This window comes from Escherichia sp. E10V5 (assembly GCF_004212315.1).
In the GTDB taxonomy this organism is placed as follows: domain Bacteria; phylum Pseudomonadota; class Gammaproteobacteria; order Enterobacterales; family Enterobacteriaceae; genus Escherichia.
This window is the reverse complement of record NZ_RHJM01000031.1, coordinates 36452-49622: the sequence shown is the minus strand read 5'-3', so window position 1 is coordinate 49622 and position 13171 is coordinate 36452. Positions and strand designations below refer to the sequence as shown.

General features: G+C 52.8%; 13 protein-coding genes. 12 read left to right on the top strand and 1 reads right to left on the bottom strand.

Annotation, left to right across the window (positions count from 1 at the left end; translation table 11 throughout):
• Positions 1 to 152: 152 nt before the first annotated feature.
• Complete coding sequence (gene mrcA, locus D9738_RS20390; protein WP_130261025.1) at positions 153 to 2705, bottom strand: peptidoglycan glycosyltransferase/peptidoglycan DD-transpeptidase MrcA; 2553 nt, start codon at positions 2703 to 2705, stop codon at positions 153 to 155.
• Between the two features lie 119 nt (positions 2706 to 2824).
• Here mrcA and hofM point away from each other — a divergent pair, with 119 nt between their 5' ends.
• From hofM to trpS, 12 genes are all read left to right on the top strand, one after another.
• Positions 2825 to 3604, top strand: a complete 780-nt coding sequence (hofM, locus tag D9738_RS20385; RefSeq protein WP_130261024.1) for a DNA utilization protein HofM — start codon at positions 2825 to 2827, stop codon at positions 3602 to 3604.
• Positions 3604 to 4143 carry a PilN domain-containing protein gene (locus D9738_RS20380; RefSeq protein WP_130261023.1) on the top strand — a complete coding sequence of 180 codons (540 nt, stop codon included), beginning with the start codon at positions 3604 to 3606 and terminating at the stop codon, positions 4141 to 4143. The genes hofM and D9738_RS20380 overlap by 1 nt, the downstream gene beginning before the upstream one ends.
• The gene (locus D9738_RS20375) at positions 4127 to 4567 is read left to right on the top strand and encodes a DNA utilization protein HofO (protein ID WP_130258692.1); all 441 of its coding nucleotides are present in this window, start codon (positions 4127 to 4129) and stop codon (positions 4565 to 4567) included. Before D9738_RS20380 ends, D9738_RS20375 begins: the two co-directional genes overlap by 17 nt.
• A complete protein-coding gene (locus tag D9738_RS20370; protein ID WP_130221396.1) occupies positions 4557 to 4961 on the top strand; it encodes a DUF2531 family protein in 405 nt (134 codons plus the stop codon). The genes D9738_RS20375 and D9738_RS20370 overlap by 11 nt, the downstream gene beginning before the upstream one ends.
• Complete coding sequence (gene hofQ, locus D9738_RS20365; protein WP_130261022.1) at positions 4873 to 6111, top strand: DNA uptake porin HofQ; 1239 nt, start codon at positions 4873 to 4875, stop codon at positions 6109 to 6111. Before D9738_RS20370 ends, hofQ begins: the two co-directional genes overlap by 89 nt.
• Positions 6112 to 6511: 400 nt before the next feature.
• Positions 6512 to 7033: a shikimate kinase AroK gene (gene aroK / locus D9738_RS20360; protein ID WP_001507994.1), complete on the top strand. Its 522-nt coding sequence runs from the start codon at positions 6512 to 6514 to the stop codon at positions 7031 to 7033.
• 56 nt (positions 7034 to 7089) lie between these two features.
• The gene (aroB, locus tag D9738_RS20355) at positions 7090 to 8178 is read left to right on the top strand and encodes a 3-dehydroquinate synthase (protein ID WP_130208963.1); all 1089 of its coding nucleotides are present in this window, start codon (positions 7090 to 7092) and stop codon (positions 8176 to 8178) included.
• 91 nt (positions 8179 to 8269) lie between these two features.
• Positions 8270 to 9568: a cell division protein DamX gene (damX, locus tag D9738_RS20350; protein WP_130208961.1), complete on the top strand. Its 1299-nt coding sequence runs from the start codon at positions 8270 to 8272 to the stop codon at positions 9566 to 9568.
• 106 nt (positions 9569 to 9674) lie between these two features.
• Positions 9675 to 10511, top strand: coding sequence for an adenine-specific DNA-methyltransferase (gene dam / locus D9738_RS20345; RefSeq protein WP_130261021.1), 837 nt, complete (start codon positions 9675 to 9677; stop codon positions 10509 to 10511).
• A 17-nt stretch (positions 10512 to 10528) separates the two neighbouring features.
• The gene (rpe, locus tag D9738_RS20340; protein WP_130261020.1) at positions 10529 to 11206 is read left to right on the top strand and encodes a ribulose-phosphate 3-epimerase; all 678 of its coding nucleotides are present in this window, start codon (positions 10529 to 10531) and stop codon (positions 11204 to 11206) included.
• The gene (gph, locus tag D9738_RS20335) at positions 11199 to 11957 is read left to right on the top strand and encodes a phosphoglycolate phosphatase (RefSeq protein WP_130261019.1); all 759 of its coding nucleotides are present in this window, start codon (positions 11199 to 11201) and stop codon (positions 11955 to 11957) included. The genes rpe and gph overlap by 8 nt, the downstream gene beginning before the upstream one ends.
• On the top strand, positions 11950 to 12954 hold the full coding sequence (gene trpS, locus D9738_RS20330; RefSeq protein ID WP_130208955.1) for a tryptophan--tRNA ligase: 1005 nt from the start codon (positions 11950 to 11952) through the stop codon (positions 12952 to 12954). The genes gph and trpS overlap by 8 nt, the downstream gene beginning before the upstream one ends.
• Positions 12955 to 13171: the final 217 nt, after the last annotated feature.

Sequence of the window (13171 nt, the reverse complement as noted above, 5' to 3'; positions counted from 1 at the left end):
ATCTTGCCTGATGCGTCATGCATATCAGGCCTACGGGGTTCCTGCAATGTATTGAGTTTTCAAGATTTTGCATGCCGGCTAAGGCGTTCATGCCGCATCCGGCATGAACGCCTTAGCCGGCAAACTGAAAAGGCGCCGAAGCGCCTTTTTAATCAGAACAATTCCTGTGCCTCACCATTATCGATAATGGTCGTTCCCACCTCGCGCACCGCCTGCTGTGTAGGCTGTGTACCTTCAATGAAGTACTCTTCGCGGCTGTTGCCGCCGCTGGCCAGTTGCCCAGTGCTGCGATCGATATTCACCGTCACAATACCCGGCGGCGGCGTCAGCGGTTGTTCCGGTACGCCTTCCAGAACGGCTTTCATATAAGCGTCCCATGCAGGCTGCGCGCTTTTAGCACCACCTTCATAACCAGAGATCTGATCTTTAATTGCCCCGGAAGCCGTGGTATGACCGAGATTACGACGGTGGTCGTCAAAGCCAATCCATACTGAGGTTACTACGCCTGGTCCGTAACCCGAGAACCATGCATCCTTCGAGCTGTTGGTGGTCCCGGTTTTCCCGCCGATATCATGACGTTGCAAATCACGACCTGCGCGCCAGCCAGTACCTTGCCAGCCTGGTTCACCAAAGATATTGGTGTTCAGTGCGCTCTTAATCAGGAATGCCAGCGGAGTGCTGATAACGTGCGGTGCATACTCCTGCGCGCCGGTCTTCGCGACTAATGTCTGATTAGCTTGCTCCAGTTGCGGCATCGGCACCGAAACATTTTGCTGCTCGCGGGAGATAGCCACGTCTTCAACGTCGTTATTTTCCAGCACGTTCGATTTTTGCGTATCGCCATAAATCACCGGGATATCGCATTCCGGGCAAGCTACTTTCGGTTTCGCTTCGAAAATCACGCCGCCCTGGTCGTTTTCAATTTTGCTGATAAACCACGGATCCACCAGGAAGCCACCGTTCGCCATTACTGCATAGCCGCGCGCCACCTGCAGCGGCGTGAAGGACGCGGAACCCAGCGCCAGCGATTCGGTATGAACAATGTTTTGCGCCGGGAAGCCGAAGCGTTGCAGATACTCTGCAGCGTAGTCGACGCCCATAGCCCGCATTGCACGCACCATCACTACGTTCTTCGACTGACCCAGTCCCTGACGTAAACGGATTGGACCGGCATATTGCGGTGGTGAGTTTTTCGGCTCCCAGTCAGAACCAGCACCGGCGTCCCAGCGGGAAATCGGCACATCGTTCAGCATACTTGCCAGCGTCAGACCTTTATCCATTGCTGCGGTGTAGAGGAACGGTTTGATATTCGAACCCACCTGACGCAGCGCCTGAGTTGCGCGGTTAAACTTGCTCTGGTTGAAGTCAAAGCCACCAACCAGCGCCATGACGGCACCGTTTTGCGGATTGATCGACACAAGCGCCGAGTTCACCTCTGGCACCTGCGCCAGCCACCAGGCATCGCCAACCTGGCGAACCCAGATTTGCTGACCCGTTTGCACCACATCAGTCACTTTACGCGGCGTCGGTCCCTGTTGAGTGTCTGAACGGTAAGGACGCGCCCAGCGAACGCCTTCCATACGCAACGTTACGGACGTTCCGTCAGCCAGCATCGCTGTCGCTTCCTGCGGATTGGTGCTGGTAACTGCGGCAGGCAGCAGCGGACCGTAAGTCGGCAACGCTTTCAGAGTATTGGTTATCTTTTTGGTGTCCCACGCCGTCTCACCCACTTTCCACAGCACATTAGCCGGGCCGCGATAACCGTGACGCATGTCGTAGTCCAGCACGTTGTTACGCACCGCTTGCTGCGCGGCCTGCTGAACTTTGCGGGTAATGGTGGTGTAAATGCGATAACCGTCTTCATAAGCGCTTTCGCCGTAACGGCTATACATCTCCTGACGCACCATTTCGGTGAGATACGGCGCCGAGAAGGCAATTTCCGGCGCGTGATAATTGGCGTTAATCGGCTCACTACGCGTCTGAGCATATTGCTGCTGGGTGATATACCCTTCGCTCAACATACGCGACAGCACAACGTTACGCCGCGCGACGGCGCGATCCATTGAGTAGAGCGGGTTGAAAGTGGATGGGGCTTTTGGCAGCCCGGCAATCACCGCCATTTCGTTCAGCGTCAGTTGGTCGACCGTTTTACCGAAATAGACTTGTGCCGCAGCACCGACACCATAGGCGCGGTAACCGAGGTAAATCTTGTTCAGATAAAGCTCGAGGATCTCGTCTTTAGTCAGCAACTGTTCAATACGAATCGCGAGGAAGACTTCCTTAATCTTACGCATCAGCGTGCGTTCCGGACTGAGGAAGAAGTTTCTCGCCAGTTGCTGGGTAATGGTACTCGCCCCTTGTGACGCGTGACCAGAGAACAACGCCACACTTGCCGCACGGAAGATCCCCACCGGGTCAACGCCGTGATGCTCATAAAAGCGGCTGTCCTCCGTCGCGATAAAGGCTTTCACCATTTCCGGCGGGATTTGATCCAACGTAACCGGAATACGACGTTTTTCACCATATTGCGCAATTAGCTCGCCATCGGCGCTGTAAATCTGCATCGGAATTTGCAGGCGAACATCTTTTAATGTCGCCACATCCGGCAGTTGTGGCTCGATGTAGCGGTAGAGGCCATAAATCGAGCCTGCTCCCAGCAGAATGCAACAGACTGCAAGGATCAATAAATACTTTACGAACTTCACTGGAAATTTCCGATTTGGTTTCATTTGGGCAGTTTATAAACAAACGCGCGGTAGTATAAAGGCAAGCCAGACGCATTGATATACCCGTCAGAGTGACGGGTGATAAGGAGATCATCACAATGGCATTTAAGAACTGGCAAATTGGGTTGCATTTACAACAGCAAGAAGCGGTGGCGGTTGCTATCGTGCGTGGTGCAAAAGAATGTTTTTTGCAACGTTGGTGGCGTTTGCCGCTGGCGACAGACATTATCAAAGATGGACGCATTCTCGATACAGAGCGGCTGGCAAAAACGTTGTTACCGTGGAGTCGTGAACTGCCGCATCGACATCACATTATGCTGGCATTTCCTGCTGGTCGAACGTTACAGAGGGCATTTCCACGCCCGGCGATGTCTCTCGGTGAGCGAGAGCAAACGGCATGGCTGGCAGGCACAATGGCACGCGAGCTGGATATGGAACCGGACTCCCTGCGCTTCGATTATAGCGAAGATTCACTAAGCCCGGCCTATAACGTGACCGCCGCGCAAAGCAAAGAGTTGGCAACGTTACTTACCCTGGCAGAAAGATTGCGTGTTCACGTTAGCGCAATTACCCCAGATGCCTGCGCTTTACAACGGTTTCTGCCTTTTTTACCCCCTCACAAGCAATGTCTGGCCTGGTGTGATCACGAACAGTGGTTGTGGGCGACGCGTTATAGCTGGGGGCGCAAGCTGGTGGTGGGGATGACAAGCGCGAATGACCTTGCAGCGATGTTATCCGTGGATCCCGACAGTATCGCAATATGCGGCGAAGGCGGATTTGACCCCTGGGAGGCGGTTTCTGTTCGTCAGCCGCCGCTACCGCCACCAGGTGGAGACTTCGCCATTGCGCTGGGGCTGGCGCTTGGGGAGAGTCGCTAATGAACCCACCAATCAATTTTTTGCCCTGGCGACAGCAACGCCGTGCGGCCTTTTTTCGCTTCTGGTTGCAGATGTTTGTTGCCCCTCTGCTGCTGACCATAGGGATAACGCTAATGCAGCGTCTGGCATATAACGCCGAAGCACGCGTAGACGCCATTTTGCTCGAGGGAGAACAACAACTCGCCCGTAGCTTACAGGTCACTAAGCCACGTTTGCTGGAACGCCAACAGTTACGCGAACAGCATTTGCGACGTCAGCGTCAGCGACAATTTACCCGCGACTGGCAACCAGCGCTGGAAGCGCTGGCGACGCTTTTACCAGAAAAAGCCTGGCTGACCACGCTGAGCTGGCAGCAGGGAACGCTGGAAGTCAAAGGACTTACGTCGAACATCACCGCACTAAATGGGTTGGAGAAGTCACTCCGTGAGGATGCCTCTTTTCAGTTCAACCAGCGAGGGGCCACGCAGCAGGATGCACAAGGGCGCTGGCAATTTGCGTACCAGTTAACAAGGAAGGTTAGCGATGAACTCGCTCTTTGACTGGTGGTTTACCACATCTCCTCGTACCCGTCAGTTTGGCTGGGCAGTCTGGTTGCTGGTGTTATTCACAATCATCGTTCTTTCATTGGCCCATCAGGAAGAGAGCGACGCATTAATTCGACTGCGGGCAAGTAATCACCAGCAGTGGGCTGCACTGCATCGCCTGGTAGACACCACACCCATCCGCGAAGAAAAGACGTTGCCCTTTTCGCCGCTGGATTTTCAGTTGCCTGGCGCGCAACTGGTTTACTGGCATCCGTCCGCCCAGGGAGGGGAGTTGGCGTTGAAAACGCTCTGGGAAGCGGTGCCGTCGGCATTTACACGACTGGCAGAGCGCAACGTCAGCGTAAGTCGTTTTTCGTTAAGCGTGGAAGGTGATGAACTCTTGTTCACGCTCCAACTGGAGGGGGCGAATGATGGCTAAACGTTGGCTGCTGGCTGGTGTTGCATTATGGCTATTAACCGGCATGCGCGACCCGTTTAAACCACCGGAAGATCTATGCCGGATTAGCGAACTTACCCAGTGGCGCTATCAGGGGATGGTAGGAAGAGGCGAGCGCGTTATCGGCGTAATAAAAGATGGGCAAAAGAAATGGCGACGGGTGCAGCAAAACGATGTGCTGGAAAACGGCTGGACGATCTTACAGCTGACGCCAGACACACTAACGCTGGGAACCGGGACAAACTGCGAACCGCCACAGTGGTTGTGGCAACGGCAAGGAGATACAAATGAAGCAATGGATAGCCGCACTACTGTTGATGATGATGCCCATCGTGCAGGCGGCAAAGCCGCAAAAAGTCACGCTGATGGTGGATGACGTTCCGGTTGCTCAGGTTTTGCAGGCGCTGGCCGAACAGGAGAAGCTAAACCTGGTGGTGTCGCCAGACGTCAGCGGTACGGTATCGCTACATTTAACGGATGTTCCCTGGAAGCAGGCGCTACAAACCGTAGTGAAAAGCGCCGGGCTGATAACGCGTCAGGAAGGCAATATTCTTTCAGTGCATTCCGTTGCCTGGCAAAATGAAAATATCGCCCGCCAGGAGGCAGAGAAGGCACGGGCGCAGGCAAACCTGCCGCTGGAAAATCGCAGCATTACCCTGCAATACGCCGATGCCGGAGAGTTGGCGAAAGCGGGGGAGAAGCTACTTAGCGCCAAAGGCAGCATGACCGTTGATAAACGCACTAATCGCCTTTTGCTGCACGATAACCAGGCGGCGTTAACTGCACTGGAACAGTGGGTCATGCAAATGGATTTGCCGGTAGGCCAGGTTGAACTGTCGGCACACATTGTCACCATTAATGAAAAAAGTCTGCGCGAGTTAGGCGTGAAATGGACGTTGGCCGATGCGCAACAAGCTGGCGGCGTTGGGCAAGTGACTACGCTCGGTAGCGATCTCGCGGTGGCGACGGCGACGACGCATATCGGTTTTAACATTGGGCGGATCAACGGACGTTTGCTGGATCTGGAGCTTTCCGCACTAGAACAGAAACAGCAACTGGATATCATCGCCAGTCCACGTTTACTGGCTTCGCATCTCCAGCCTGCCAGCATTAAACAGGGAAGCGAAATTCCGTATCAGGTTTCCAGTGGTGAAAGTGGTGCAACATCGGTGGAGTTTAAAGAGGCGGTACTGGGAATGGAGGTCACGCCCACGGTGTTACAAAAAGGTCGTATCCGGCTGAAATTACACATCAGCCAGAACGTTCCGGGGCAGGTCCTTCAACAAGCCGATGGCGAAGTGCTGGCAATTGACAAGCAGGAGATCGAAACGCAAGTCGAGGTCAAAAGCGGAGAAACGTTGGCGCTGGGCGGCATTTTTACCCGTAAAAATAAATCGGGTCAGGATAGCGTACCGCTGTTGGGTGACATTCCCTGGTTCGGGCAATTATTTCGTCATGACGGAAAAGAAGATGAACGACGTGAGTTAGTGGTGTTTATCACGCCACGACTGGTTTCCAGTGAGTAAACCGTCGCAAAAGCGGTGATGTTTTTACGTTGAACGTGTTTCATCTATTTGACGCGCGCAGGTATTTAGCATACAAGGAGTACCGATTTGAGAGTTGGTGCTCTTAGCTGCCTGCGTTTTATGATGATGATTTATCATTCAGGCGGCATTTTGCTGTCTTTTTTACGCTAATCTTACCCGGTGATTTATCGCCAAAGCGGTGATAGCAAGGCAGCATGCCTGCAGCGACCAGATATGCAGAGGGATGGGCGATTTATTCAGTTGCCAAACCTGCTGGAGTATTGAGATAATTTTCAGTCTGACTCTCGCAATATCTTATGAGGTTTCAGTTCATGTCCTGCTGCGCTCTCTGAGCGAAGCGGGTTTATCATTAACGAATAGTCTTAGTAGTACCGAAAAAATGGCAGAGAAACGCAATATCTTTCTGGTTGGGCCTATGGGTGCCGGAAAAAGCACTATTGGGCGCCAGTTAGCTCAACAACTCAATATGGAATTTTACGATTCCGATCAAGAGATTGAGAAACGAACCGGAGCTGATGTGGGCTGGGTTTTCGATTTAGAAGGCGAAGAAGGCTTCCGCGATCGCGAAGAAAAGGTCATCAATGAATTGACCGAGAAGCAGGGTATTGTGCTGGCTACTGGCGGCGGCTCTGTGAAATCCCGCGAAACGCGTAACCGTCTTTCCGCTCGTGGCGTTGTCGTTTATCTTGAAACGACCATCGAAAAGCAACTTGCACGCACGCAGCGTGATAAAAAACGCCCGTTGCTGCACGTTGAAACACCGCCACGTGAAGTTCTGGAAGCGTTGGCCAATGAACGCAATCCGCTGTATGAAGAGATTGCCGACGTGACCATTCGTACTGATGACCAAAGCGCTAAAGTGGTCGCAAACCAGATTATTAACATGCTGGAAAGCAACTAATTCTGGCTTTAAATACACTCGTCTGCGGGTACAGTAATTAAGGTGGATGTCGCGTTATGGAGAGGATAGTCGTCACTCTCGGGGAACGTAGTTACCCAATTACCATCGCATCTGGTTTGTTTAACGAACCAGCTTCATTCTTACCGCTGAAATCGGGCGAGCAGGTGATGTTGGTCACCAACGAAACTCTGGCTCCTCTGTATCTCGATAAGGTCCGCGGCGTACTTGAACAGGCGGGTGTTAACGTCGATAGCGTTATCCTCCCTGACGGCGAGCAGTATAAAAGCCTGGCTGTACTCGACACCGTCTTTACAGCGTTGTTGCAAAAGCCGCATGGCCGCGATACTACACTGGTTGCACTTGGCGGCGGCGTGGTGGGCGATCTTACCGGTTTCGCGGCGGCGAGCTATCAGCGCGGCGTTCGCTTCATTCAAGTCCCAACGACGTTATTGTCGCAGGTTGACTCCTCCGTTGGCGGCAAAACCGCGGTAAACCATCCCCTCGGTAAAAACATGATTGGCGCGTTTTACCAACCTGCATCGGTGGTGGTAGATCTCGATTGTCTGAAAACGCTTCCTCAGCGTGAGTTGGCTTCGGGGCTAGCGGAAGTCATCAAATACGGCATTATTCTTGACGGCGAGTTTTTCCATTGGCTGGAAGAGAATCTCGACGCGCTGCTTCGTCTGGATGGCCCTGCAATGGCGTACTGTATTCGCCGCTGCTGTGAGCTGAAAGCAGAAGTTGTCGCCGCCGACGAGCGTGAAGCTGGCTTACGTGCTTTACTCAATCTTGGACATACCTTTGGTCATGCCATTGAAGCTGAAATGGGCTATGGTAATTGGCTACACGGTGAAGCGGTTGCTGCGGGTATGGTAATGGCGGCGCGCACATCGGAACGTCTCGGGCAGTTCAGTTCTGCCGAAACGCAGCGTATTATTACCCTGCTCACGCGGGCTGGGTTACCGGTCAATGGGCCGCGCGAAATGTCCGCGCAGGCATATTTACCGCATATGCTGCGTGACAAGAAAGTTCTTGCGGGAGAAATGCGCTTAATTCTTCCGCTGGCAATTGGTAAGAGCGAAGTTCGCGGCGGTGTTTCGCACGATATCGTTCTTAACGCCATTGCTGATTGTCAGTTAGCGTAACAACAAGAAAGGTCAGGCCGCTTATCCGGCGGTTTATTAGCTTCAGGTTAATTGCAACGTGGTAAGCATTAACCTTTTAGTGGGGTGTTAAATGGATGAATTCAAACCAGAAGACGAGCTGAAACCCGATCCCAGCGATCGTCGTACTGGTCGTTCTCGTCAATCTTCTGAGCGTTCTGAACGTACTGAACGTGGCGAACCGCAGATCAATTTTGATGATATTGAACTTGATGATACGGATGATCGCCGTCCGACCCGCGCGCAAAAAGAGCGCGATGAGGAACCGGAAATCGAACAAGAATATGACGAATCCGAAGATGAAACGGTGGATGAAGAGCGTGTAGAGCGGCGTCCGCGTAAGCGCAAAAAAGCAGCCAGCAAACCTGCTTCTCGTCAGTATATGATGATGGGCGTCGGTATTCTGGTTCTGTTGCTGTTGATCATCGGTATCGGTTCTGCGTTAAAAGCCCCCTCGACCTCTTCCAGCGATCAAACTGCGTCTGGCGAGAAGAGTATTGATCTTGCTGGCAATGCGACCGATCAGGCGAATGGCGTGCAGCCAGCACCGGGAACCACGTCTGCGGAAAATACTCAGCAGGATGTTTCTCTGCCGCCGATTTCTTCTACGCCGACCCAGGGGCAGACCCCGGCGGCAACGGATGGTCAACAGCGTGTTGAAGTACAGGGTGATCTGAACAATGCCCTGACCCAGCCACAAAATCAGCAACAGCTGAACAATGTGGCGGTAAATTCGACATTGCCGACCGAACCCGCAACGGTTGCGCCAGTACGCAATGGCAATGCATCGCGCGACACGGCAAAAACGCAAACCGCTGAACGTCCGACCACCACGCGTCCGCCGCGTCAGCAGGCAGTGATTGAACCGAAAAAACCGCAAGCAACTGTGAAAACCGAACCGAAGCCGGTAGCACAGCAACCGAAGCGTACCGAACCAGCAGCGCCAGTGGCGAGCTCGAAGGCACCGGCTGCGACTTCTACGCCAGCGGCAACGCCAGCGCCGAATGCGACTGCCAGCACGGAGCCGGCACAAACGGCATCTCCGGCGCAAACCACGACAACACCAGCTGCTGGGGCGAAGAGCGCGGGTAATGTTGGTTCGTTGAAATCGGCACCGTCAAGCCATTACACTCTGCAGTTGAGCAGTTCCTCTAACTACGACAACCTGAACGGTTGGGCGAAGAAAGAGAACCTGAAAAACTACGTTGTCTATGAAACGACGCGTAATGGTCAGCCGTGGTATGTCCTGGTTTCTGGCGTGTACGCTTCGAAAGAAGAAGCGAAAAAAGCGGTATCTACATTGCCAGCCGATGTCCAGGCCAAAAATCCTTGGGCGAAACCGCTGCGTCAGGTACAGGCCGATCTGAAGTAATCAAGGCTATTTCCCGCAATGGATAACCGTTGCGGGAACTGCCTGAAGCGCTGGATGCTGTCGGAGCTTTCTCCACAGCCGGAGAAGGTGTAATTAGTTAGTCAGCATGAAGAAAAATCGCGCTTTTTTGAAGTGGGCAGGGGGCAAATATCCCTTGCTTGATGATATTAAACGGCATTTGCCTAAGGGCGAATGTCTGGTTGAGCCTTTTGTTGGTGCCGGGTCGGTGTTTCTTAACACCGACTTTTCTCGTTATATCCTTGCTGATATCAACAGCGATCTGATTAGTCTCTACAACATTGTAAAGACGCGTACTGAAGAGTATGTGCAGGCTGCCCGCGAGCTGTTTGTTCCCGAAACAAATTGCGCCGAGGTCTACTATCAGTTCCGCGAAGAGTTCAACAAAAGCCAAGATCCCTTGCGTCGGGCAGTACTGTTTTTATATTTGAACCGCTACGGTTACAACGGTTTGTGCCGTTACAATCTGCGCGGTGAATTTAATGTGCCGTTTGGCCGTTATAAAAAGCCCTATTTCCCGGAAGCTGAGTTGTATCATTTTGCCGAAAAAGCGCAGAATGCCTTTTTCTATTGTGAGTCTTACGCCGACAGCATGGCGCGCGCAGATGATGCATCCGTCGTCTATTGCGATCCGCCTTATGCGCCGCTTTCTGCGACCGCTAACTTCACGGCGTATCACACAAACAGTTTTACGCTTGAACAACAAGCCCATCTGGCGGAGATCGCAGAAGGTCTGGTTGATCGCCATATTCCTGTGCTGATCTCCAATCACGATACGATGTTAACGCGTGAGTGGTATCAGCACGCAAAATTGCATGTCGTCAAAGTTCGACGCAGTATAAGCAGCAACGGCGGCACACGTAAAAAGGTGGACGAACTGCTGGCTTTGTACAAACCAGGAGTCGTTTCACCCGCGAAAAAATAATTCTCAAGGAGAAGCGGATGAAACAGTATTTGATTGCCCCCTCAATTCTGTCGGCTGATTTTGCCCGCCTGGGTGAAGATACCGCAAAGGCCCTGGCAGCTGGCGCTGATGTCGTGCATTTTGACGTCATGGATAACCACTATGTTCCCAACCTGACAATTGGGCCAATGGTGCTGAAATCCTTGCGTAACTACGGCATTTCCGCCCCTATCGACGTGCATCTGATGGTGAAACCCGTCGATCGCATTGTGCCGGATTTCGCTGCTGCTGGCGCCAGTATCATTACCTTTCATCCAGAAGCCTCCGAGCATGTTGACCGCACGCTGCAACTGATTAAAGAAAATGGCTGTAAAGCGGGGCTGGTATTTAACCCGGCGACACCATTGAGCTATCTGGATTATGTGATGGACAAGCTGGATGTGATCCTGCTGATGTCCGTCAACCCTGGTTTCGGCGGTCAGTCTTTCATTCCGCAAACACTGGATAAACTGCGCGAAGTGCGCCGCCGCATCGATGAGTCGGGCTTTGATATCCGTCTGGAAGTGGACGGTGGCGTGAAGGTGAACAACATTGGCGAAATCGCTGCGGCGGGAGCGGATATGTTCGTCGCCGGTTCGGCAATCTTCGACCAGCCAGACTACAAAAAAGTCATTGATGAAATGCGCAGTGAACTGGCAAAGGTAAGTCATGAATAAGTTTGAAGATATTCGCGGCGTCGCTTTTGATCTCGACGGTACGCTGGTGGACAGTGCTCCTGGTCTTGCTGCTGCGGTAGATATGGCGCTGTATGCGCTGGAGTTGCCCGTTGCAGGCGAAGAACGCGTTATTACCTGGATTGGCAACGGCGCAGATGTCCTGATGGAGCGGGCATTGGCCTGGGCGCGTCAGGAACGTGCGACCCTGCGTAAAACAATGGGTAAACCGCCCGTTGATGACGACATTCCGGCAGAAGAACAGGTACGTATTCTGCGTAAACTGTTCGATCGCTACTATGGCGAGGTTGCCGAAGAGGGGACGTTTTTGTTCCCGCACGTTGCCGATACTCTGGGCGCGTTGCAGGCTAAAGGCCTGCCGCTAGGCCTGGTTACCAACAAACCGACGCCGTTCGTCGCGCCGCTGCTCGAAGCCTTAGATATCGCCAAATACTTCAGCGTGGTGATTGGTGGTGATGACGTGCAAAACAAAAAACCGCATCCGGACCCGCTGTTACTGGTGGCTGCGCGGATGGGAATTGCCCCACAACAGATGCTGTTTGTTGGCGACTCACGCAATGATATTCAGGCGGCAAAAACGGCAGGTTGCCCATCAGTTGGCTTAACCTACGGATATAACTACGGCGAGGCTATCGATCTCAGCCAGCCTGATGTAATTTATCACTCTATAAATGACCTTCTGCCCGCATTAGGGCTTCCGCATAGCGAAAATCAGGAATCGAAAAATGACTAAGCCCATCGTTTTTAGTGGCGCACAGCCCTCAGGTGAATTGACCATTGGTAACTACATGGGTGCGCTGCGTCAGTGGGTAAACATGCAGGATGACTACCATTGCATTTACTGCATCGTTGACCAACATGCCATCACCGTGCGCCAGGATGCGCAAAAGCTGCGTAAAGCGACGCTGGATACGCTGGCCCTGTACCTGGCATGTGGCATCGATCCTGAGAAAAGCACCATTTTTGTTCAGTCCCATGTACCAGAACATGCGCAGCTAGGCTGGGCGTTGAACTGCTATACTTACTTCGGCGAACTGAGCCGCATGACCCAGTTCAAAGATAAATCTGCGCGTTATGCCGAGAACATCAACGCTGGTCTGTTTGACTATCCGGTGCTGATGGCGGCGGACATCCTGCTGTATCAAACCAATCTGGTGCCGGTCGGTGAAGATCAGAAACAGCATCTGGAACTGAGCCGCGATATCGCCCAGCGTTTCAACGCGCTGTATGGCGATATTTTTAAAGTACCGGAGCCGTTTATTCCGAAATCTGGCGCGCGCGTAATGTCGCTGCTGGAGCCGACCAAGAAGATGTCCAAGTCTGACGATAACCGCAATAACGTTATCGGCCTGCTGGAAGATCCGAAATCGGTAGTGAAGAAAATCAAACGTGCGGTCACTGACTCCGACGAGCCACCGGTAGTTCGCTACGATGTGCAGAACAAAGCGGGCGTTTCCAACCTGCTGGATATCCTTTCTGCAGTTACTGGCAAGAGCATCCCGGAACTGGAAAAACAGTTCGAAGGCAAGATGTATGGTCATCTGAAAGGCGAAGTAGCTGATGCCGTTTCCGGTATGCTGACTGAATTGCAGGAACGCTATCACCGTTTCCGCAATGACGAAGCCTTCCTGCAACAGGTGATGAAAGACGGCGCAGAAAAAGCCAGCGCGCACGCTTCCCGTACGCTGAAAGCGGTGTATGAAGCGATTGGTTTTGTGGCGAAGCCGTAATTCACTATTGCTGGCAAATTGCGCTTTGTTCATGCCGGATGCGGCGTGAACGCCTTATCCGGCCTACAAAGTAATGCACATATTGCAAGGAAATGTAGGCCTGATAAGCGTAGCGCCATCAGGCAATTTTGCTTTTATCATCACTCTGAAACTGGGGAAACCCGGTTTTTTTATCCTCTTTTCGCAACAACCCGAAAAAATGTGAAGTGCCTCGCCG